Raw genomic sequence first — 20,856 nt, forward strand, 5'->3', positions numbered from 1 at the left:
GGTAAAAAAATCTCAAGTTTTTTCAAAAAAAAATAGCAGCTGCAGGATATTTGCAGCCGCCTTACTATTTTCACAGACTTTTTCGTATGGACAGATAATAAGAAAGCATCTGAATGGCCGGGATCAGCAGAATGACCAGAATCGGGAAGAACGGGACTTTATCCTCGAGCAAAGGATAGAAAAGCATAAGGGCCGCTGTGAGGGGTACCGCAAAATACAGGGAGATATATGAGCTTCTGCAGGCTCTGGCAGTCATCATTTATTCCCGTTCATCCTGTTCCTCGAACTCAGGCGGCAGGAGAAGCAGAGCACTTATACTTGACCGCTTTTTCTTCTTCTTGCTGTAAAGAAACCAGCTGATCACTCCCCCTATCAGCAAAAAAACTGCAACCGGCGTGAAATTAATTGTCAGTGACCATGGCGGCTCAGGATTCCGTAGCACTTCCGCAAACTGGGTCTGGGCATCGTACATCGCGATCATGGCCCAGGCAAACAGGGCATATAAAACAAAGCTTAATAAAACTGTCCGATTCGTTTTCAACTTTCTTCCTCCTTTATTAGCCAGAATACTTCTTCCATCTTCAGCTGGAATGCCTCACATATCTTCAGGGCAAGCAGCAGTGATGGGATATAATCCCCTTTTTCAAGTGCTGCGATTGTTTGCCTCGTCACACCTGAAGCCTGGGCCAGCTTTTCCTGTGTCCAGCTGTTTCTGGCACGCAGCTCTTTGACACAATTGCCAATTTCCATAAAGCACCTCATTCACCGTCTCTTTGTTAAGTCAACTTAACATCAATTAAGTCAATTGTATAGAAGACTTTACATTATGTAAAGCCCATTTAACATTGACCTAAAAAAAGTGTATAACATTTATGTTTTTGGAAAAATTACTCATGAATATTAATTAGGAGGTATTAGAATGAAAAAGTTAAGATGGCTTTTAATAGGCGCTGCTGCGTCTGTGCTGATTACCGGCTGTGCCTCATCCAACCAGGGCAGCCAGGATGGAAATGACGGCCAATCCGGCACATTATCCATGAGAAATGTCACCGACAGCGATGCAACTGACAATGACAATAACTTAATGGACGACGAACAAAATAACAACAAGCAGTATAACAATGGACTGGAAGATAATGGGCAGAACGGCAATGAACAGAATGGCAGCGATCAGAATGATCTTCGCAATTCAGAAGATGCCCAGCAGAAAGTTGAAGCCATGAAAGAAGTTGATAAGGCGGTAGTCATTACAGCCGGAAGCAAGGCATATGCAGCTGTAAAGCTCGCAAATGGGGAAAATGCTGATGTAAATGATGAAATGAAAAAGAAGGTTTCCGATCAGGTTCAGGCAGCAGATCAAAATATCAATGAAGTTTTTGTTTCAAGCAATCCTGATTTCATGGAACGCATGCTCGGATATAGGGATGATATTCAGAATGGTAACCCTGTAAGAGGATTATTTGATCAATTTTCCGAAACAGTGCAAAGAATTTTCCCTGAATTACGATAACAGTAAATCGCCCGTTTCCAAATAGGAAGCGGGCGATTTTATTTGATACTGCAGGGTTCAAACAATAGTATATCCTATTTGCACTGAGTCACTCTGATAGATAGGAAGAGAGCCAGTCGATGCATCATGGCATATAAAAGAAGCCACTCATGTATAGAAAGAGGCCTAATCAATGCATGAAGACCCTTAAGAGAAGCCAATCATGTATAGATCAGGGCCTTTCAATGCATGACAACCCTCAAAAGAAGCCACTCATGTATAGATCATGGCCCATTCAATGCATGACGGCCATCAAAAGATACCACTCATGTATAGGAAAGGTCTGCCAGATAAATGCAATCGAGTCTTGTTTCTTCAGCTTTGTTATCATTGACTTCTACATAATAAGCGCTGGCATTCCTTCTGGAGCAGACCGTTTGATAAAGCGACCCATCCACAAAATGAAGTGCAGCCCCATCATCTGCCGCATAGCCCGGCTTCATGAGCGCTTCCCTGATATATTTTCTGTAAGCTGGCTTTCTCTTATTCTCCCCGTCATAGTGCGGGCAATGGCTGCCTTTTAGGATGCCCAAACCTTTAATGGGATACAGCGGTCCGTTAAGAGGATCTGTAAGGCCTTCTTCAAACCAGCAGATGCTTCCTGCGCTTATGCCGGCCAAAATGATTGCTTTTTGATAGCATTTCAACAGAAGCTTATCCAGTCCCCATTCTTTCCAAAGAATCATCATATTGCGGGTATTCCCGCCTCCAACGTAGATGATATCCTGTCCAAGCAAAAATTCTTCAGCATCATTGAAGTTTGGCTCAAACAGCGACAGATGGGCCGGTATGCACTCCATTTTTTCGAATGCTTCATAAAATCGGTCTATATAGTTTTGCTGGTCTCCGCTTGCCGTTGGCAGAAAGCATATTTTTGGTTTCTTATTTTGCGACTGCCCAATGATATATTGATCAAGAAGGAGGTTTTCAGGTTCCATGGAAAATCCTCCTCCTCCCATTGCGATGATCTGCCTCATTTTCATTTCCTCTCTTTAAGAATCTGAAATCTCAACCTCAGTGTCTATGATGATTCCTTGTTTAACATAGTAGATCAGTTTTTCCGCTTCCCTCTTTGCCCTCAGCCTGCCTGCTTCTGAAAGCTGCCAGTTCCCTTCTATTGTATGGATGTCGTCCACAGGGCAAAGCGAGTATTCTATCCAGTCCGGCATATAGGTTTTCATGGCCAGATATGCCCTTCTTATATGGCAGGAAGCTGTCACAACCAATATCCTTTTTATTTTGTGGAGATTGAACTCCCGGTCAAGGACCAACAGTGAAGCAAGCACATTTTCCTTTGTGTGGAGAGATTGATTTTCTATTAAAATATCTGCTGCCGGGATACCAAGTGCCAGAGCTTTCTCTTTTAAAAGGTCTGCCTCGCATAGCCGGGACGGTGCCCAGACTACGCCGCCGGAAAAAAGCAGCTTGCCTGCCCTGCCGCTGTTATACAGCTCGAGCGCCTTTGGCAGTCTGTATTCAGCAGCCTTGCTGCTTCCCAGGACGAATATGCATTCTCCCGATTTTTTATCATCCGCGATATTTTTATAAAGAAGATCCCCAATCTGCCTGTCTGATAACTGATTGAAATTAAGCTTTGATATTAGTGTTTTCATGGATTGCCCCTCTTTACTCACAAGTATATTATTCTCCAGCCTCTCTGAAATTCCTGTCATATTTATATTTTATGTAAGAAAGGCGGGCTGCTTTTCCGCCGTCCCGCCTTAAACCATTTTTAATAATAGTATGGGTAAGGCGGATAAGGGTAAGGATAGCCGTATCCATACGGTCCGGCGAGGGCGCTTCCCAATAGCAGGCCTCCTGCTAACCCTCCCAGGAATGGGAAACCGAACCCAAAGCCAAATGGACGTCCGAACCCAAATCCAAACGGACGGCCAAACCCGAATCCAAACGGGCGGCCGAAGCCGAATCTGCCAAAGCCTGGACGGCCAAAGCCAAAGCGGCTCAAATCTCCATGAGAAGCTGCTGCTTCAGGGCGATACATAAACTGCTGTTGATTCATCATGCCTTCTCCTCTCATATTCTATCTTTTTTTTCCATATGAGGGGCAGCAACAATGATGTCAAAGCCCCCTCATCGTATAGGTTTCAGTCTAGAATATGTCAGAGAAGGCCTCGTTGAATAGACATTTACCCAGGATTGGAGGCAAAAATTATAAATTCCTTATTCAGGACAAATTAAATAAGAACCTGCTGAAAAGACAGGTTCTTGCCAGAACTTATTTTAAAAGCTTTGCCATTATATATTCATCATGATAGTTCCCATCTATGAGTAAGGAGTTTTTCTTAACACCTTCAACTTCGAATCCTGCTTTTTTATATAACGCAAGCGCATTTTCATTTTCACTGACCACTGAAAGCTCCAATCTGTACAGGCTGGCTTCCTTCGCCCAGCTGTCAAGCTTCTGAAAAAGACTGTAGCCGATTCCTTGACCCCGAAAGTCTTTTTTAATGCCTATAACGAGGGCAGCAGAGTGGCGCACCCTGCCGGCCATTCCGCCATTGACAATTAAATACCCCGCCAGACGGCCGTCTTCTTCAGCTGCGAAAATGGCGGCATTATCCCGGCTGGAAAGCGCCTCGATCATCTTTTTTTGAATGTCTGCGGAAACATTCCGTTCCCCTGGCCCATACAGCATATATGACGATTCATTTTCCACATCTTTAATAAGCTCGGCAAAAGCTTCTCCATCCTCTGGTACAAGCTTGCGGATCAACATGTCATTTCCTCCAATTATACCCCTTCGGCCGGAGCGAATTTTTTCTTTTGGATATAAATCAGCCTTGCTGACAGGCATATGCCCGCTGCCAAAAGACCGGCGGTAAGTCCGATCCAATATCCCGGGGCACCGAGGCTGGTATAATGGGCCAGCCCATATCCGAGCGGCAGGCAGATCAGCCAATAGGCAATAAGCGTGATGATGAATGCAAGATTAACATCCTTATAGCCTCTTAGCGCTGCCTGGGCAGTTGCCTGGATGGCATCTGAAATCTGGAAGAACAAAGCATAAATCAGGAAATGTGCCGTCAGGGATATTACTGCTGCATCATTGGAGTAAAAGCCTGCAACCTGATAGCGGAAAAGGACAACAAGAAGGCCAGTGACAAGTGCAATGACAACCGACAAATAAATGCCGATCCAGCTGTACGCCTTTGCATCTCTATTCCTCTTTGCCCCCACCTCATAGCCGACCAGCACAGTCTGTGCCATCGAAATGCTGATCGGAATCATATAAAGGAAGGAAACGATATTGAGTGCCGACTGATAGGAGGCAAGCGTCTCCACACTGAAACGGCTTAACAGAATCGTCACCACCGCAAACATGCTTGTTTCAAAAAAGATCGACAGACCCATCGGAACACCGATTTTTAAAATTTCCTTGCATTGGGACCATGAGAAGTCTCCCAAATTGGAAAACACCTTATACACTGCAAACGGCTGCTGTGTTCTGATAATGAAAATCGTCAGCGCTAGTATTACCCAATAGGTGGCAGCAGTAGCATAGCCTCCCCCTGCCCCGCCAAGCTCAGGAAAGCCCCAGTATCCAAAGATCAGGACAAAGTTCAGGAAGAAGTTAACAGGAAGCGCACAGAGAAGAATGACCATAACGACCCGTGTCTTCCCGAGAGCATAAATGAACGAGCGCAGAACATTGAATAAGAATAGAGGAATGATTCCAAAGCTTAATCCAACCAAATAACCTCTTGCCGTCTGTTCAACACCGCTCTCCAGATCCATCCGGTCCAAGATGGGTCCTATCAGGAAAAAACCGGCCGCAATGACAGCCAGTGCAATCATGATTGCCAGATACATGCCGTTTTTGACAACTGCCGCAACTTCTCCATGCTTTTTCTCGCCAAACCGCTGCGCCGCGATCGGCGAAACAGCCAGGAGAATTCCGCTCAGCCCTGTAAAAACAGGATTCCAAATCGATGACCCAATAGCAACCCCTGCAAGATCGGAAGCACTGTATTTACCGGACATAATGGTATTAAAGAAAACCATTGAAAACATCCCAAGCTGCGTAATCAAGATGGGAATCAATAATATGAAGATCTGTTTGATTTTTTCTTTTACTGTAAAAGTCTGATTCATGATGGTACTCCTTGGTAATCAAAGTCACAAGGATAATTATAAGCCAAAGAAAGCATCTGCGGGCGGAAAAAATGTAATTGTTAGAAAATCTCCTGTAGAAAGGAAGGGCAGGATGCTGGCTGTAAAAGCTTTTACCATTTATGGATAGCTCTTGCCAATCAAATTATAGCAGCCTGTTGATTGGAGTGGAGGGCACGCAGACTCCTGCGGGAGGCAGCGGCAGGGCTGAGACCCCGCATGAGCGAAGCGAAGAGGAGGCTCAGCGCCGCCACGCGGAAAGCGAAGTGCCTGGAACGGAAATCAACAGCCCTCATTTATAAGCAAAAAAGCCTGCTGCTGCAGACTATTGCTAATGACTGTTCTTATTCTCAACATAAATCCACAAATAATAGACAACCCACATAACCAATATTGGCAGTATGGCAAAGCTGCGGAAAGGAGCATACAAGAGCATGCCTATACTCGCAAGCAGTGCCCACGGGGCCAATCGTGAATATTTCTTCCATTCCATATACCTTCCCCCCTGCTAATTCCCGGTTCCCGCCGGCTGCAGATATTTGGTGAAATAGGCTCCGGCCAGCAGCAGGATTAGGGTCATCAACCAGTTGAAAATCCCAAGCCAGCCCATCCAGTACGAAATAAGATTGACTATGGCAATCAGGAAAAAGCAGATCGAGGTAAGGGCACTTTTGAAGCCGGTAACGCCTGCTTCTTTTCTTTTTTTCATTAAAATTGATATAGAAAAAGGCAGACTTATAACGAGTATAATAGTCAGCAGGATCGGAATCATAGATTTCCCCTCTTTCTAACAAGATCTTGATTATATGTCCTCTAACTATTATACGGACAAGATATGAAAAAGTTTCACCCGCCCATGACCAGGCCGCCATCGACATACAGGCACTGCCCTGTCACAAAGCTTGAGAGCGGGGATGCGAAAAAAAGGGCAGCATCCGCAATATCCTCCGGTGCTGCAAGGCGCTGCATTGGAGTGAGTTCAATAATACTGTTCCTTACATCCTCCTTTGTCCCGGCGCTCGAATCGGTCGGATAGGTCAGCCCTGGGGCAACTGCATTGACGGTGATTCCAAAACAGCCAAGCTCCTTCGCGAGATTCCTGGTAAACCCGAGCAAGCCTGACTTGGCGGTTGTATAGTCGTGATAGGGAATCACTGGAAAACTTACAAGGTTGCTCACAATATTTACAATATTACCGCTCATCTGCTCTTTCATATAGGGAATGGCTGCCCTGCATACATTATAAGCGCCGCGGACACTTCCTTCCCACTGACGGTTATAGTCGTCCCACTCAAGCTCCCAGGCTGCCTTGCGTTCCTTGGGATTAAAAGAATAATGGCTTAAGGCATTATTAATGACCGCATCGATGCCCCCATAACTCTCGATAATATCGTTCATCATCCTGTTGACCTCCTCTTCATCAGTCACATCTGCCTGCATGGCAGCAGCGTGGCCCCCCGACTCCCTTATTTCCTTTGCGGCCGACTCGGCGGCCTCCCTGCCGGAAAGATAGTTAAGGATGACTAAAGCTCCCTCCGAACCCATCTTCCTGCTAATTGCTCTGCCGATTCCCCTGCTCGCACCGGTAACAAGGACCACTTTGTTTTTTACAAGCATGATTTCCCCTCCTATTCAACATCCGGATCATAGCGTTCCATATCTTCTTCTGCATTTCTTTCAATATCTATGACTCTTGCAAGCGACAGCAGATTGAAGCTTCCGTCATGATGCCAGCCCGGCTTTGCCCTGTTCATCTCCCCGACCGGGCAGATTCTGCTGATTCCGGCCTCACCGAGTTTGGCGCTTATATCCATTAGTCTATCAGGCAGGACCGCCAGCCCGCATGACTGCATATACTTTTTATAGGGCTGAAGATTGCCTATGCATCCTTCAAGTTCCTGGACAGAAAAAATATGAACAAATCTATTTAAGGGAGATGCTTCAAAACCGCTTCCTTCCTGAAAAACCACTGTCCAGCCTGTATTCATTCCATCTTTATAAACTGCGGTTCTGCTGCCTTTCAGTTTTTCCAGTTCATATTTTCCCCTTGTTCTTTGGATTGACAGGTGCTCTTCTTTTGACAGGACGGACCGGCGCCGCTTTTTTTCGTACCGGGCAAGCTCTGAGCCGAGCAGCTGGGCGAAACGCCGGGGCTCAACCGTCCCTCCTTCTTCTATGTAAACGGATTGCAGAGAGAGACAGCCCTGCTGGTCATAGATGCAAATGTCTTCCGCAAGCCTGCGGGCTGTCCTCGCATACAGATCAGGAGTCAAAGCTTCTTTTCCGATCATGCTGATGCTGATTTTATGCCCGTATGCCAGAAGGCGCTTCCCTTCAGGAAGCCTCTTTTTAATGCTATTCACTGTTTTGTCTGATCCATATACAATAACAGCTTCGGCTGATTCAAGAGCCGGCGCTTCCATTTCGGAATTCCCGCCATGCCATGGAAGAACCGCTGCGGCCTCTGCAAGATTTTCATCTATTTCTGCCAGGGATTTCAGAAATAAAACCGGCAGGACGGGCTCAGAAAAAGAAGTTTTTCCAAGGTGTGCAGATTTCATGAGAAACCCCATGATCAGGCTCCATAGCTGGACACCAGGAACATTGCCTGAAAACACATGAAAAATCAGATCTGGCCCATAAGCCCGGCTGAGCCCGCCGGACTTTCTTGGCCGGAATTCATCCAGCATTCCCGGAGAATCAAATTCTTCTTCCAGGAAGCGCAAGAGCTCTTTTTTTCGGAATGTCCTCATATACCTTTTCAGCTCCAGCCGGATCATTTCACTGTCATAGCCGGTGACGGCAGGAAGGAGCTTCTCCGCCAATTCTCTCAGATGATAGTCAGGATTCAGCCATAGCCGGACTGCTTCATCAATTGTGCTGACTATGCTTGAAACCGGCAAATCTTTGAGGTATTGGCTGCGTTTTTCCAGTACAGCTTCAATTGTATATTTCATTTCTTCGCCGCTGAGTTCAGGATATCTAAGCGAGAAAGTTTCTCCTTCCGCGTTATAAATCTTCTCTTTTACAACAGCTGGCTTGATTGATGACGGCAAATGGAAGATATCGACTGTTTCCGCCATCTTACCGGCCGCCCTTTGAGAGAAGCTGGTCGGCTGCAATGGAGCAGCCTCTTGCCTCAGAACCCTTTACTCTCCCGAGCAGCCTGAATCCATGCTCCGTTTTCATACCAAGATCTTCCGTCAGGACGGCCAGGCAGGAATTCCAGTTCGCCAGGTCATAGTGGGCAAGCACTCCCGCCTCTCCTTCTTTTACCGGTTCAAAAGTGGCTGGGTCCAGCACTCTCGTCTTCAGCCAGACCGGCCCGCACTTATCGGTTATTGCCTGTTTTCCCGCAAACCTGGAATGAATATTCTGGTCATAGATCTGAGAGCTGAGCTCCGTCATGCCGTACATGTTTATCTGCAGATCCTTTTCTATTCCAAAGAAACGTACATAATGATCAGCCATTTCTTCCGGGCTTATTTCCTTTGCCTGGCCTTTGAACCCGCCGGTATCAAAGATCCTGCTGCCCTCATGCATTAAAAATGACTGATTATTTTCTTTCAAAAAATCAAAAAAATGAACATAAGCATATGTTGCCCCCATGATCAGTACAGGTTCTCCCCTTTCTGACATCATGCCGAGCGACTCTGCTGCTCTCTGAAAGTCAAGGCCTTCTCCATTGTTGAAGAAGCGGCTGTACTCATTGCCGTAATAAAAGACAGCATTGGTAAGGTAGCGGGAAAGGGAAGAGTTTTTGTTATACTCATCTGATGGTGACAGTACAAAAATGGCCATCTTTTCCCGGTCAGGCAGTACAAAGTTTTTGAAAGGGCCTTTCATGGAGAGATCCCACAAGGATAAATCAGAATGAAAGTTCTTACCCTTAGCATCAGGATTGGTCGTCCCGCTGGTCATAAAGACTGCCTCCGCCTCTTCAGCCGGTTCGCAGGTTAGTGTCAGATCTTTAAAACCCTGAACCGGCATAGGGGGAATTTCTTCCCATGTGTGCACTGTAAAGGGAGTCTTCCTTTTTGCCTGGCAAAAATCTTTATAAAATAAGTTATTCTCATACTGATAGCTGAAAAGTTTAAGCGCCAGTCTGCCAAACCTCTCATCAGAATCTCTCCCTGCTTCGATAAAATCTTTAATTTCCGCTATCAAACTGATCGATTCTTTTTTCATCACTTGCCGCTCCTTTCTTAAACAGATTTGGGAGATTGACTAAGGACAGCTGAAGAAAGATGCTAGTGAATGCTCCGATTAAGATGCTGTTCGTCAGGAATGTCCCTGCTATTCCTGACGCATTCACAGCATATGAAGGCAGTGATATGGCCAGCAGCATGGAAAGCCCGACAATCATATAGTTGATTTGGGTAGCTTCCGCCTTTGCCAGAATCGAGATCCCTGTGAACACCAGCGTTGCGGCAGCCGGCAGGAAGATTCCGCCGACAACCGGGGCCGGCGTCAGAGCCAGGAGTGCGCCCGCTTTAGGCACAAGCCCGAGCACCAGGAAGATGACAGCAGCAGCCATGACCGGGTATCTTGAGCCAACCCCGGTCAAGCGCAGCAGGCCGACATTCTGCGCATAAGCTGTCGTCGGAAATCCGCCGATCAACGCTGACACAAAAGAGCCCGCCGACTCTCCCGCAAAACCGCCGCGGATCCTTTTGGCTGTCAGCTCCGTTTTCAGCATCGCAGAGGACGCCTGATAAACGCCCATTGCCTCTATTACAGCCACAAGATACGCAATGAAAAAGGTCAGGAAGGCTGCCCATTCAAATGTAAGTCCATACGGAAGCAACTGTGGAAGGCCAAACCATGCACTTTCCTTGATCATGGCAAAATCAGCTTTTCCCAGCGAAAAAGCAAGTGCATCGCCTGCAATCAAAGCAATCAAAAACGAAAAAGACTTCCAAAGGCCTTTTCCGAACAAAGAAAGGCCAAGGACAATCAAAGCTGTTGTTATCGACAGCAGCAGGGTTGATGGACTGGCAAACCCTTCATCACCCGGTGAGCCTCCCAGAAATTCATGCAAAGTGAACCCGGCAAGCGAGATCCCGACTAAGAAAATGACGGTCCCGGAGATGACTGGTGTGAACAGGGCCCTCAAGCGCCCAAGCACCCCGGTTATTGATAAAAGGAACACAATGGCGGCACTCACCAGGATGCCCCCGGTTGCTGCAGCAAGCCCATTCGCCTTGCCGGCTGAAATCATAATTGCATCAAATGCAGCTGACGGTCCCTGAATGATCGGCAGGCGGACCAGCTTTGTCGCCTGTATAAAGGTGACAATACCGGCTGCAATGAAGATGCTGTTCACCATATTAGCCGATAATGCAAATGGCAGTCCGATCATAGCTGCCACAAAGATGGGATCCAGCCAGACATTCGAGACAAAAACATGCTGAAGCCCATATAAAACGGTTTTTCCCGGCGAAAGCTTTTCTTCCAATCCTATTAATATCTCATCCGTGCTGGATTCTGTTCTTTTTTCGTCCATATTCATTCTCCTCATCCTTTAAATTGACCTGTTCAAAAATCGGTGTCCGTTTTTTCTTCAGAATGGCCAAAATAATGATTCCCAGAAGGGCTCCGGCAGTCGAACTGAAGATAAAGAGCGGAATAAAGCCGAATAGTGCGGCCTTCTGCCCCATGATCATGGTGGCAAGCGGATATGAAAGGAGCGCACCGATGATGCCGGTGCCAATCACTTCCCCAGTAAAGGCCATCGACAGCTTTTTTGTCCTGCTGTAGAGAAGCGCTGCAAGCAGCGCACCTGCCATGCTCCCTGGAAAAGCAAATACTGAGCCGGTTCCCATCAGATTCCTGAGCAGCGATATACAGAACGCCTGTGCCACGGTGTAATAAGGGCCAATCAATACGGCTGACAGCACATTCAGCAGATGCTGGACCGGGAATACTTTTGTAAAGCCAAGCGGAATATACAGCATGCTGCTTGACAGCGTTCCCACTGCAGCCATCATTGCAGCAGCAGTTAATCTTTGTGTTTTACCCATACAAAAATCCCTCCATGCTAATTTGCACTGAGGGAATGGAGGCGGAGGGGTTAACATGCCGGCTCTTTGCCAGCCGCAGCATAAAATCCCGCACTTCCCTCCGCCGGCATAACCCGGATCAGGTATAAGGGTCAGGGCCGGAAAAGGCCCACTCTCAGCCGGACTCCTCCGGCTCCCCCAGTGCTTTTATGTATTAACTTATCTTGGATATAAGGCTGTTTAGACCTTTAACGGCCTGGCTTAGAGTTTTTAAAATGAAGTGCCGGCCATTTTACCGTTAATTCCTGCTGGTATAGGAATCTATCAAGAAGGAACTGATGTAGGCTTCCAATCAATTTTACGATTACTGCTCTTTTGATCCCCACTAAAAAAGCCCGGTCCCCATATGAAAGAAGGACCAGGCTTTTGCACACATAAAAAAAGTACTGTTGCTCATTCTACTTTCCTACGCTGGCATGATCCAGTTCAGGTCCAAAGGGTTAAAAAACATCGGTTTTCCTCTCAGCCCGCCTGTGCGGACACCCCTAGCAGTCACACAATATCCAATTAAGAATCATCATAACTTTGTTACTGTCAAAAGTAAAGACAATGTTTATTTCTTCCTGCGCCTGATCAAAAAGAAAGCTGCGCCAATAACAGCCGCCGCAATCAGCATATACACCACATTAGAATACATATCCAGATACCCCACTGCCGTTTCCCATGAATCACCAAAGGCCGCTCCAATATTTACAAGGATTGTATTCCAGATCAATGTGCCGATGACTGTAAATAGCAGAAACAGCGGAAAATTCATTTTTGCCATCCCGGCAGGAATGGAAATCAGGCTTCTTATCAGCGGGATCATCCGGCATATCAGAATTGTCCAATAACCGTAGCGGTCAAACCATCCAAAAGCTTTATCTAAATCAGCCTTTTTCAGGCGAAGTATGCCTCCCCACCTGTCTATCATTCTCTCAAACCTGTTTCGGCTCAGTAAAAGGCCCGCCCCGTAAAGCAAAGCAGCGCCCACTGTCGAGCCAAGGGTAGCCGCTGCAATCGTTCCAGTAACAGTAATATTTGTTTGTGCCGTCATGAAGCCGCCAAATGTCAATATAATTTCAGACGGGATAGGGGGAAAAATGTTCTCAAGCGCAATCAGCAGGAAAATTCCTGCATAGCCGAATTGTTCAATCACATCTTTAATCCAGTTCTCCATAATACCTCCCAAGACGAAAAAGCATATCAGTTAATTAACGTTAAATTCTGATTCCATCCCTTCAGGAAAAGGAGATTTCCTATAAGTTCAGGCCATTCAGATGAAATTAGAATAACTCATCCTGAAAAATAATCAAACAATAACTTGCACAAGACCAAAAACAAGAACATTTGTTCTTGAACTGCATATGTTTTATGGAGACTCTTAATGAGGAGGATGTCCATGAAAGCTATCCCTGATGCTTTTGCCTGCATGGCACGTTATCTTATGGAGGATGATGAAGCATCTGCAGAATTGTGGAATAAAGTACTCCTTGCTGCTAAAAGAAACGGGTTGGGAAATGACGAGGAAGCTATATTGCCTGCTGCTGTAGAATCATTAAGGGTACTGATGAGGAAAATGAAATCATCCCAGCCTGCAAAAAGTCCTGCCGCTTATTTTTACGTTGTCATAGATCGCAAGCTAAAGCTGCTGAAGGTACATTTTTAATTTTGTTAAGAACTTACCTGAGCCGAAAAAAGATCCGCCAGTGATTAGGGGCGGATCTTCTCTTTTATGCGTAATTAAAATTGGGATGGAGGCGGTGTCTGTCCAGACGGCATTGTTCCATGAATATAAATCGGGCCTGGCGCCAAAATTGGTATCTGCCCCATCGGCTCCGGGTTTTCAATATATTCGAACTGCCCCTGTCCATCCATGCTCGGCCCTTTTGCCCATCGGCCTTCTGCACTGTCTGTCCCTTTTGAGCAGTTCATGAACGAATAAGATACTTCCTGCTTTTCCTGCTGGCGGTTGAATGTGCCAGGCACAACCTTGCCGTCCCGTGCTTCAAGCTCTGAGATTGCTGCGAGCCATTGGTTTTGGTGCATAGTGTCACGGGCAATCAGGAAAGACAGAATGTCCCTGACCCCGCGGTCTTCTGTCATTTCATAAAGACGGACCGCCTGAAGGCGTCCTTGTGATTCGGCATTAAGGTTCGCGCGGAAGTCAGCCAGCAGATTCCCGCTTGCCACTGTATAGCGGGCTGTCCAAGGATAGCCCATGCTGTCGTCCGGCTTCGCACCAAGACCGGAAACAATCGCGTGCTGCACGTTCATTCCGCCCATTGCAGCCCTGATGATTGGATCCTGTGCTGCTTCTTCCTGTTCTTTAACAGGCGCTTTATCAAGCAGCTGCGCAATCATTGTAGAAAGCATTTCGACATGTGCAATTTCCTCAGTTCCGATATCAAGCAGCATATCGCGGTATTTTTGGTCAGCCCGGCAATTCCATCCCTGGAAAAGGTATTGGATCATAACGCTGATTTCACCGAATTGCCCGCCAAGGATTTCCTGCAGCTTTCTCGCATAGACCGCATCCGGTTTTTCAGGCTTTGCATTGTATTGAAGTTCTTTTACATGGTAAAACATGCTGGTCACCTCTCTTGTCTTTTAGTATCAAGGATAGCTTTACCAATTGGCCGGGAAACATGCTTGCATTTTGACAAATCATACTCTGACATTCATTAAATTGGTACAGGAACAAATGAAATTTCCTGACATAAAGTATGAAGTGGCCTATATACATGGCAAGAAAAGTGAAAACGGAGGTGCCCGTCATGAATAACCGACTGCCTGTCCCTCATTTGTATGCACCTGTAATGAATTTAATTGACACCGAAAAAGCATTGAAAAATGTGAAAGACTGCTTCGAGAAAGAGCTCTCTGAAAGGCTGAACCTTACAAAGGTATCAGCGCCGCTGCTTCTTGAAAGCAGGACCGGCATCAATGATAATCTTAATGGGGTGGAGAGGATGGCCACAATTGAGGCCAAAGACCTCGCGGAAACTTTAGAAGTTGTCCAGTCACTGGCAAAGTGGAAAAGAATGGCCCTTGCCCGGTACGGTTTTTCAGAAGGAGAAGGCTTGTATACCGACATGCGGGCAATCAGAAAGGACGAAGAGCTCGATCAGCTGCATTCCATTTATGTAGACCAATGGGATTGGGAAAAGGTCATCCCGAAAAATAAAAGAAACAAGCAGACACTTAAGGCTGAAGTAGTTTCCATTTATGAAAGCATAAAGGAAACAGAAAAAAAGCTTTTCTATTCCTGCTCGCATTTGGTGCCAGTTTTGCCAGAACAAATAAGCTTTATTACGTCACAGCAACTAGAAGACATGTTTCCCGATCTCCCTGCAAAACAGCGTGAAGACAGGATAGCAGAAAAGCTTGGTGCCGTCTTCATCATGAATATCGGCGGCTCTCTGCTTTCAGGCAGCAAGCATGACAGCCGTTCCCCGGATTATGATGATTGGAACCTCAATGGCGATCTGATCTTCTGGTACGCACCGCTGAACAGAAGCATTGAAATTTCATCTATGGGAATACGGGTTGATGAAAAATCACTCAGAAGCCAGCTCAAGGAGTGCGGAAATGAGGAAAGACTTGAGCTTCCTTTCCACAAGGCACTCTTGGACGGCAAGCTTCCTTTCACAATCGGCGGAGGAATCGGCCAGTCAAGATTATGCATGTTCCTGCTAAAAAAAGCCCATATAGGCGAAGTTCAGGCATCCGTCTGGAACAGCAGGATCAGGAAAGAATGCCAGGATGCCAATATCCCTCTTTTATAAACGGTGACAGGCACCTATACCAGTCAGCCAACTGGTATAGGTGCCTGTCACTACTGTTATTTCAGCTTCAAACAATAAACCGGCTCTGGATGATGCCCTTCCTCTACCTCTCCGGTTGGGACGAAGCCGGCTTTTTCGTACATTTTTATCGCTTTGACATTGTTATGGATCACAGTGATATAAATTTCACTGCACTCCATGGACTCTGCCATCTCATCAATGACGGCCTTCAGGACGGGACCGCTGTATCCTTGGCCCTGATACTGATGGCCGATCATTAAACTGACCAATTCATACCACTCTGTTTCCTTCCTGAATCCATATGAAGCAAACCCGATCAAATTGCTGCCATCGTAAATAGCTCTTGGCGTATACCCAAACACCTGGCAGGCGCCAAGGAAAAAGGCATTCGATCCGACCCACCTTTCATAAATCTGGATTCGTGTTTCCTGCACTTCATCTGATTTAAGATTGATTACATCAAAGAAGTTTTCTTCCGTTACTTCCGCAAGTCTGATATCCATCATATCCCCCATTGGCAACAGTCACCATGTTATTAATTTACCTCTCCAAGCGTCTTATAAAGCTCCAATGATTCTTTAAGAAAAATCTTACAAAAGCCTGTCTTTTCGTAAATCCGTTCCGCCCATGCATCAAGCTCTTCAAGCGGAGGATCATATACCAGCCCATTTTCTGTGCTGAGAAAACTTTTCCAATCATAAAACTCCCAATGGGCCGTTTCACCTGTTATGGGAACGCGGCTTTCCAAGAGCGGTATAGGGTGTATTTGGCGGCTTGAATGCCCCGCAGCTATCCAAAATTCATCCCTGTCGACCGGCTCCAGATGATACGTCTGCATTGACTGCTTCCCGCCCGGCCTATGATAGGTGATTTCTGCTGCATTGCCGCTGCTTTTAATCTCAATGCCTGCCGCCGGAAAATACCCTTTTTGCGGAACTGTCGTGTCTCTATCAATCAGTACCGGCTGCAGCCACTGGTCGCCAAGGTCGCATAAAAAGCGGCTGCCTTTATCATCCTCGGCTACAACGGCGGCATGCGCCTTTTCCGTATGCAAGCTACTGCCGACAGGATAGGCCCTGATTCCTTCTTTATCAAACTCATCAAGCAGCCACAGGGCAAGATCAAAGCAGTTTCCAGTGATCCCAAACTCCTCACGGTGCTCTTTCATCTGAGAAACTTCCCTCTGCCCTATTCCTTTATGGTGCAGCCATAGCTTAGTAAGCGTTTCCATTGGAAAGCTGTCAAATCTTTTCCATACAGAAAAAATTCTTTCTGGTGCTTTCATCACGCCACTCTCCCCTAATTATCCGTTTGGTTAATGACAATCAATGAAGGATTTCCTTTTACATTCAAAATAAAAAAACCGGCTATTGGCCAGTTTCACTAAAACCGTCGTTTTCTTCTTCATCCATCCCCATATTTTCTTCTTCCCCATCTTCCTGCAGAAGTTTCCCTATCCATTCGGGAATCTCTTCTCCTCCGTTCTTGTGAAACACTTCGGTTACATCCTTCTCTTCCAGCCGGGACATGATATCATGAATATCATTATGGTCTCCCAATACATTGCCGAATCCCTGATTATGTTTCTTCAGGCTGGTAAAGCCTGATGGAAAGCTGTTTCCGAAGTTGACGCATGAGGCATCCTCGATGGATCCTATGTGAATGCTGTTGATTTTAAACAAAGGAGAAAAATATCTCATCACAGTTCCTCCGTTCCCGTGGTGCTTTCCAGAGCATATGGAGTCTCTTTTCCGTTGACAAGGATACGAATGCGGGCATCATCGCTGTTTTTTTCTGCTGTTTTAGTCCCTCTTGCATTTCCTTTTTTCCCGGTCTGCGGCTTCTGTTTGTTTGCTGGTGTGTAAAAGCTGTTTCCGAGATTCATCATCCCGCTCAAGCTTTTAACATCAATCCTGTCGAGAAAATAAGAAAGCTGATCCAGCTGGAAACTCTCTATATTCACTTCATTTATCTCCAAGTGGATGTTATGCCCGCTGGACTTTTCTTTTTCAAGCTCTTTCAAACGGCCCTCCATATCAGCAAGGCGGCCGTTCAATTTTCCCAGTATGGTAATCAGAGCTTTGTCATCCAATTGCATAAGAGTTCATCCTTTTTAGTGTCACATCTTCTGCTTTTGAAGGCATATGGTATAAGAGGCATAAAAACCGGGAGGGGCACGGATGAAAAAAATGATTGGACCAGCAAAAATCCATTTTGACGATATTTTCATCGGACAAATCACTGACAGCTCTGGCGTATTCATGGGCAGAAACAGACAGAAGAATTGGTCCTCCGATATGAATGGCACCTCAGGCTTTGGCTCTGTAGCGGGAGATCTCAATAAGATTTCGGGCAATCTTCACCTTGTCCAGCGAGAAGGCAAAAAGGGAAAAGAAAGCTATAAATAGGCTAAGAACCCTCTTTGCTTCGTGCCACCAGTGTATAATTCCGGCTGATTTTATTCCCTTTTCCCGCCACTTTGCCAAATCCTTCTGAGATTTTACCGGTATGCTGCCAGTATACTGGTGTATTCTGTCCATAAAATATCCCGGAACTGTTTTGGATCTGATTCACTTTTATCGTTTTAAATCTGATATTGGCCAACATCCCACCTCATCTTCAAAGCCGCCTTTTTCATATTCTTATTTTGCCGGCAAGGAAAATATGACCTTCATCCTGTAAAGCTTTTTCAGGAAAAATAAAAAGCCCTAGGAAATGGCTTAAAGATCCTGACTGTCATGTTCTTGCCCTTGTTCTTCCTCACCTTCAATCCGGTAAAAGAAGGCATCCATAAAATCGCTGTCATCAACAATATTGACATTATAGGCTGAGACGTTCTGGCTTCCAGTCACCGACCCGAAGCCTGTATTATCCTTCCTGTTCACCTGCCATCCGGATTGTGTATTGTCTCCCGTAAAGATGCCGGAATTGGCCGCCATGGAGGTTATATTAATGTTATTGAATTTTATTGAGATATTCTGTAAAGCTGACTTCATCATTATATCTGGGAGACAGGCTGAGGATTGATGTTTTCCGGCTGGGCAATCGGCGTATCTGCAACATCCGGATCATTGACAAAACTGAAGTTGCCAAGAGAGGCAGCGTTGATATATACCCCGTTTCCAGTATTCAATTTCCCTTGAGCGTTCCAGTCCGGCTGGCTGTTCTGCCCCGTGGAAATGATGGAATTGGATGACATGCTAATAACATTAACCTGATTAAAAATAACCGAAACAGGCAATTCCATCCCTCCTTTCTGCTTGTAATGCCACTATATGCATGATTAGATCGGTTTGTGTGCCACGGGCACTCAGGCTTTTACAGAAGCTTCACCACGAATATTCGATTCTGCATCCAAATGATGTTATAATGGATGAAACGGCTCATAAGGGAAGGATGACCAATTTGATAACTTCTTACGAGAAAATTACCATTTCCGGAAACAAGTATGCCGAGGTCTTCCTGAATATAACAGAAGACAAACGATTCATTATATCCATCCCTTCCATCAGCTGGTCAGCTGAAATCAGCCAGCTGGATGAATTGAAAGAACAATTTAATCATCTCCAGTCGTCACTGAATTTTCATATGTTTGAAGGGAACACAGAAGAGCTTGCTGCCGCCATTATTAAAGAAGCAGAAAAACATATCTGATTCTCTTTTTCAAACCGCCTGGCAGAGTGACTCTGTTAGGTGTATAAACATCATAAAGCCCCTCGATCCTACCCTACATTCTCTTTTTTTGCTAAAAAACCCATAAAGAAAGCACGGAAGAGGATATCCGTGCTTTTTCATATTCCATTTTTTATCTGCTACGATTGCTAAAGAATAAAGCCCGGAACATAGCCCGGGCTTTACGCTATTTAATTTTCCTGATGCTCAACCTTGACACGCTTAATAAAGAATGAAGCAATCAATCCCAAGATGGCCACACAAATGGCAAATATAAAAGCATCCTGGATGCCTGCTGTCAATGATAGCGGCAGCAGAGAAGAATCCTGCGGGTTTGCAGCTTCTTCCATATAGCTCTTTTGGCCCGCTGTCATGATGGAAATCGCGACAGCCGTCCCAATCGCACCGGCTACCTGCTGAAGTGTATTCATGATAGCCGTTCCGTCTGGATAAAGTTCTGGCGGCAGTTCATTGAGGCCATTTGTCTGAGCCGGCATGAATACCATCGCAATACCAACCATCATGAAGATATGCAGCATTACAATATATCCGGCTGACGTATCATTTGTAATTCCGGAGAACGCAAACATGACGATTGTGACAATCACAAGACCGCCGCGGACCAGCCATGTGGGACCATATTTATCGAACAAGCGTCCCATTACAGGGGACAGGATTCCATTGACCACTCCTCCGGGCAGCAAAACCAGCCCAGCCGCAAATGTAGTCAGCAGAAGTGAATTCTGCAAGTAGAGAGGAAGCATGATCATTGAAGATAATATGACCATCATTGCGATCAGCACCATCAGCAGGCCTAAATTGAACATAGGGTATGAAAAGGCGCGAAGATTGATCATAGGCTGCTTCATCTTTGTCTGGCGGATACAGAAGAGAATCAAACCGACTACTCCAAGCACAAGAGCAAGGATAACTTTCGGGCTCCCCCATCCGCCTTCTCCTTCACCGGCACTGCTGAATCCGAATACGATTCCACCGAAACCGATCGTTGATAAAAGGATGGACAGCAGATCGATCTTTGGCTTGGTAGGGCTGGAAACATTCTGCATATAAAATAGTCCAAAAATAAGAGCAAGAACAAAGAACGGCAATGAGATCCAGAAAATCCAATGCCATGTCAGATTCTGCAGAATCAATCCTGATATCGTCGGTCCGATTGCAGGAGCGAACATAATGACCAGACCGATGATCCCCATCGCCCCTCCCCGCTTATGCGGTGGTATGATGACAAGAATTGTATTGAACATAAGCGGCAGCAGAAGCGCTGTTCCGATTGCCTGGATGACACGAGCGAGCATCAGGATGCTGAACACAGGCGCAATTGCTGCAATGAATGTTCCAATGATTGAGAATACAAGCGATACTGCAAATAGCTGCCTCGTCGTAAACCATTGCAGGAGCAATCCTGAAATCGGCACCAATATCCCAAGGGTCAATAAATACCCTGTTGTCAGCCATTGAACGGTAGCTGCATCCGTTTCAAAAATCACAATTAGATCCCTGATTGCCATATTCAGGGCGGTTTCACTGAACAGGCCGATAAATCCTGCTATCAGGAAAGAAATAATAATAGGAACCGCTTTGATATCCTTTAATGCATTCGGCGCGGCTGCGCCTTGGTTAGTACTTTGCACAA

Annotated in this window: 30 protein-coding genes and 2 riboswitches; of the genes, 5 read left to right on the top strand and 25 right to left on the bottom strand. The window is 45.9% G+C overall.

Features of this window, described 5'->3' with window-relative positions:
• Nucleotides 1–70: 70 nt before the first annotated feature.
• From CYJ37_RS04640 to CYJ37_RS04650, 3 genes are read right to left on the bottom strand one after another with little or no spacing between them, the layout of a single operon-like run.
• A complete protein-coding gene (locus CYJ37_RS04640) occupies nucleotides 71–259 on the bottom strand; it encodes a hypothetical protein (RefSeq protein WP_101548207.1) in 189 nt (62 codons plus the stop codon).
• The gene (locus tag CYJ37_RS04645; RefSeq protein ID WP_101548209.1) at nucleotides 260–541 is read right to left on the bottom strand and encodes a hypothetical protein; all 282 of its coding nucleotides are present in this window, start codon (nucleotides 539–541) and stop codon (nucleotides 260–262) included.
• Complete coding sequence (locus tag CYJ37_RS04650; RefSeq protein WP_101548212.1) at nucleotides 538–750, bottom strand: helix-turn-helix transcriptional regulator; 213 nt, start codon at nucleotides 748–750, stop codon at nucleotides 538–540. The genes CYJ37_RS04645 and CYJ37_RS04650 overlap by 4 nt, the downstream gene beginning before the upstream one ends.
• Before the next feature lie 169 nt (nucleotides 751–919).
• Here CYJ37_RS04650 and CYJ37_RS04655 point away from each other — a divergent pair, with 169 nt between their 5' ends.
• A complete protein-coding gene (locus tag CYJ37_RS04655) occupies nucleotides 920–1,510 on the top strand; it encodes a YhcN/YlaJ family sporulation lipoprotein (protein WP_101548214.1) in 591 nt (196 codons plus the stop codon).
• A gap of 305 nt (nucleotides 1,511–1,815) precedes the next feature.
• On the opposite strand, the gene CYJ37_RS04660 is transcribed toward CYJ37_RS04655, so the two are convergent.
• The 13 genes from CYJ37_RS04660 to CYJ37_RS04720 all read right to left on the bottom strand — a co-directional run bounded on the left by CYJ37_RS04660 (nucleotide 1,816) and on the right by CYJ37_RS04720 (nucleotide 12,901).
• Nucleotides 1,816–2,526 (bottom strand): peptidase E, encoded by a 711-nt coding sequence (locus CYJ37_RS04660; RefSeq protein ID WP_035402266.1) that lies wholly within the window; start codon nucleotides 2,524–2,526, stop codon nucleotides 1,816–1,818.
• Nucleotides 2,527–2,541: 15 nt separating this feature from the next.
• The gene (locus CYJ37_RS04665; RefSeq protein ID WP_101548216.1) at nucleotides 2,542–3,162 is read right to left on the bottom strand and encodes a YdcF family protein; all 621 of its coding nucleotides are present in this window, start codon (nucleotides 3,160–3,162) and stop codon (nucleotides 2,542–2,544) included.
• Nucleotides 3,163–3,281: 119 nt separating this feature from the next.
• Entirely contained in the window at nucleotides 3,282–3,551 is a 270-nt protein-coding gene (locus CYJ37_RS04670) for a hypothetical protein (protein ID WP_050767296.1), read from the bottom strand.
• 234 nt (nucleotides 3,552–3,785) lie between these two features.
• Nucleotides 3,786–4,286, bottom strand: coding sequence for a GNAT family N-acetyltransferase (locus tag CYJ37_RS04675; RefSeq protein ID WP_101548217.1), 501 nt, complete (start codon nucleotides 4,284–4,286; stop codon nucleotides 3,786–3,788).
• Between the two features lie 14 nt (nucleotides 4,287–4,300).
• Complete coding sequence (locus CYJ37_RS04680; protein ID WP_101548218.1) at nucleotides 4,301–5,662, bottom strand: MATE family efflux transporter; 1,362 nt, start codon at nucleotides 5,660–5,662, stop codon at nucleotides 4,301–4,303.
• Between the two features lie 349 nt (nucleotides 5,663–6,011).
• The gene (locus CYJ37_RS27045; RefSeq protein ID WP_022544001.1) at nucleotides 6,012–6,173 is read right to left on the bottom strand and encodes a hypothetical protein; all 162 of its coding nucleotides are present in this window, start codon (nucleotides 6,171–6,173) and stop codon (nucleotides 6,012–6,014) included.
• 15 nt (nucleotides 6,174–6,188) lie between these two features.
• The gene (locus CYJ37_RS04690) at nucleotides 6,189–6,452 is read right to left on the bottom strand and encodes a hypothetical protein (protein WP_101548222.1); all 264 of its coding nucleotides are present in this window, start codon (nucleotides 6,450–6,452) and stop codon (nucleotides 6,189–6,191) included.
• Between the two features lie 74 nt (nucleotides 6,453–6,526).
• On the bottom strand, nucleotides 6,527–7,297 hold the full coding sequence (locus CYJ37_RS04695; RefSeq protein WP_101548223.1) for a 3-oxoacyl-ACP reductase: 771 nt from the start codon (nucleotides 7,295–7,297) through the stop codon (nucleotides 6,527–6,529).
• A gap of 11 nt (nucleotides 7,298–7,308) precedes the next feature.
• A complete protein-coding gene (locus CYJ37_RS04700) occupies nucleotides 7,309–8,802 on the bottom strand; it encodes an acyl-CoA reductase (protein ID WP_257964172.1) in 1,494 nt (497 codons plus the stop codon).
• Nucleotides 8,765–9,868, bottom strand: a complete 1,104-nt coding sequence (locus tag CYJ37_RS04705) for a LuxE/PaaK family acyltransferase (protein WP_101548226.1) — start codon at nucleotides 9,866–9,868, stop codon at nucleotides 8,765–8,767. Before CYJ37_RS04705 ends, CYJ37_RS04700 begins: the two co-directional genes overlap by 38 nt.
• A complete protein-coding gene (locus CYJ37_RS04710) occupies nucleotides 9,831–11,186 on the bottom strand; it encodes a solute carrier family 23 protein (protein ID WP_257964173.1) in 1,356 nt (451 codons plus the stop codon). Before CYJ37_RS04710 ends, CYJ37_RS04705 begins: the two co-directional genes overlap by 38 nt.
• Complete coding sequence (gene thiW / locus CYJ37_RS04715; protein WP_101548227.1) at nucleotides 11,152–11,703, bottom strand: energy coupling factor transporter S component ThiW; 552 nt, start codon at nucleotides 11,701–11,703, stop codon at nucleotides 11,152–11,154. The genes CYJ37_RS04710 and thiW overlap by 35 nt, the downstream gene beginning before the upstream one ends.
• A 78-nt stretch (nucleotides 11,704–11,781) precedes the next feature.
• A riboswitch (TPP riboswitch) is annotated at nucleotides 11,782–11,892 on the bottom strand.
• Nucleotides 11,893–12,128: 236 nt separating this feature from the next.
• A riboswitch (TPP riboswitch) is annotated at nucleotides 12,129–12,239 on the bottom strand.
• A gap of 56 nt (nucleotides 12,240–12,295) precedes the next feature.
• Nucleotides 12,296–12,901 carry a DedA family protein gene (locus CYJ37_RS04720; RefSeq protein WP_101548228.1) on the bottom strand — a complete coding sequence of 202 codons (606 nt, stop codon included), beginning with the start codon at nucleotides 12,899–12,901 and terminating at the stop codon, nucleotides 12,296–12,298.
• 222 nt (nucleotides 12,902–13,123) lie between these two features.
• Between CYJ37_RS04720 and CYJ37_RS04725 the strand changes: the two genes are divergently transcribed.
• A complete protein-coding gene (locus tag CYJ37_RS04725; protein ID WP_101548230.1) occupies nucleotides 13,124–13,390 on the top strand; it encodes a hypothetical protein in 267 nt (88 codons plus the stop codon).
• Nucleotides 13,391–13,464: 74 nt separating this feature from the next.
• On the opposite strand, the gene CYJ37_RS04730 is transcribed toward CYJ37_RS04725, so the two are convergent.
• Complete coding sequence (locus CYJ37_RS04730; RefSeq protein WP_101548232.1) at nucleotides 13,465–14,310, bottom strand: manganese catalase family protein; 846 nt, start codon at nucleotides 14,308–14,310, stop codon at nucleotides 13,465–13,467.
• Nucleotides 14,311–14,525: 215 nt separating this feature from the next.
• Between CYJ37_RS04730 and asnA the strand changes: the two genes are divergently transcribed.
• Nucleotides 14,526–15,509 (top strand): aspartate--ammonia ligase, encoded by a 984-nt coding sequence (gene asnA / locus CYJ37_RS04735; RefSeq protein WP_219620051.1) that lies wholly within the window; start codon nucleotides 14,526–14,528, stop codon nucleotides 15,507–15,509.
• A 56-nt stretch (nucleotides 15,510–15,565) separates the two neighbouring features.
• On the opposite strand, the gene CYJ37_RS04740 is transcribed toward asnA, so the two are convergent.
• The 4 genes from CYJ37_RS04740 to CYJ37_RS04755 form a co-directional block, all read right to left on the bottom strand.
• Nucleotides 15,566–16,036 (bottom strand): GNAT family N-acetyltransferase, encoded by a 471-nt coding sequence (locus tag CYJ37_RS04740; protein WP_257964174.1) that lies wholly within the window; start codon nucleotides 16,034–16,036, stop codon nucleotides 15,566–15,568.
• Nucleotides 16,037–16,065: 29 nt separating this feature from the next.
• Nucleotides 16,066–16,815 carry a hypothetical protein gene (locus CYJ37_RS04745; protein ID WP_101548236.1) on the bottom strand — a complete coding sequence of 250 codons (750 nt, stop codon included), beginning with the start codon at nucleotides 16,813–16,815 and terminating at the stop codon, nucleotides 16,066–16,068.
• Between the two features lie 82 nt (nucleotides 16,816–16,897).
• Nucleotides 16,898–17,230 (bottom strand): hypothetical protein, encoded by a 333-nt coding sequence (locus tag CYJ37_RS04750; protein WP_009793272.1) that lies wholly within the window; start codon nucleotides 17,228–17,230, stop codon nucleotides 16,898–16,900.
• A complete protein-coding gene (locus tag CYJ37_RS04755; RefSeq protein WP_009793271.1) occupies nucleotides 17,230–17,628 on the bottom strand; it encodes a hypothetical protein in 399 nt (132 codons plus the stop codon). The genes CYJ37_RS04750 and CYJ37_RS04755 overlap by 1 nt, the downstream gene beginning before the upstream one ends.
• An 82-nt stretch (nucleotides 17,629–17,710) precedes the next feature.
• Here CYJ37_RS04755 and CYJ37_RS04760 point away from each other — a divergent pair, with 82 nt between their 5' ends.
• Complete coding sequence (locus tag CYJ37_RS04760) at nucleotides 17,711–17,938, top strand: hypothetical protein (protein WP_101548237.1); 228 nt, start codon at nucleotides 17,711–17,713, stop codon at nucleotides 17,936–17,938.
• Between the two features lies 1 nt (nucleotide 17,939).
• On the opposite strand, the gene CYJ37_RS04765 is transcribed toward CYJ37_RS04760, so the two are convergent.
• The 3 genes from CYJ37_RS04765 to CYJ37_RS04775 form a co-directional block, all read right to left on the bottom strand.
• Nucleotides 17,940–18,137 (bottom strand): hypothetical protein, encoded by a 198-nt coding sequence (locus CYJ37_RS04765; RefSeq protein ID WP_101548238.1) that lies wholly within the window; start codon nucleotides 18,135–18,137, stop codon nucleotides 17,940–17,942.
• Nucleotides 18,138–18,250: 113 nt separating this feature from the next.
• Nucleotides 18,251–18,415, bottom strand: a complete 165-nt coding sequence (locus CYJ37_RS27515; RefSeq protein WP_219620048.1) for a hypothetical protein — start codon at nucleotides 18,413–18,415, stop codon at nucleotides 18,251–18,253.
• Between the two features lie 113 nt (nucleotides 18,416–18,528).
• The gene (locus CYJ37_RS04775; RefSeq protein WP_009793267.1) at nucleotides 18,529–18,777 is read right to left on the bottom strand and encodes a hypothetical protein; all 249 of its coding nucleotides are present in this window, start codon (nucleotides 18,775–18,777) and stop codon (nucleotides 18,529–18,531) included.
• Nucleotides 18,778–18,935: 158 nt separating this feature from the next.
• Here CYJ37_RS04775 and CYJ37_RS04780 point away from each other — a divergent pair, with 158 nt between their 5' ends.
• Complete coding sequence (locus tag CYJ37_RS04780) at nucleotides 18,936–19,184, top strand: YueH family protein (RefSeq protein ID WP_101548457.1); 249 nt, start codon at nucleotides 18,936–18,938, stop codon at nucleotides 19,182–19,184.
• A gap of 209 nt (nucleotides 19,185–19,393) precedes the next feature.
• Here the strand turns inward: CYJ37_RS04780 and CYJ37_RS04785 are convergent, their stop codons facing one another.
• Nucleotides 19,394–20,854 (bottom strand): DHA2 family efflux MFS transporter permease subunit, encoded by a 1,461-nt coding sequence (locus CYJ37_RS04785; protein WP_374703141.1) that lies wholly within the window; start codon nucleotides 20,852–20,854, stop codon nucleotides 19,394–19,396.
• Nucleotides 20,855–20,856: the final 2 nt, after the last annotated feature.

The sequence above is a fragment of the Bacillus sp. UMB0728 genome, assembly GCF_002858875.1.
In the GTDB taxonomy this organism is placed as follows: Bacteria; Bacillota; Bacilli; order Bacillales; family Cytobacillaceae; genus Bacillus_AB; species Bacillus_AB infantis.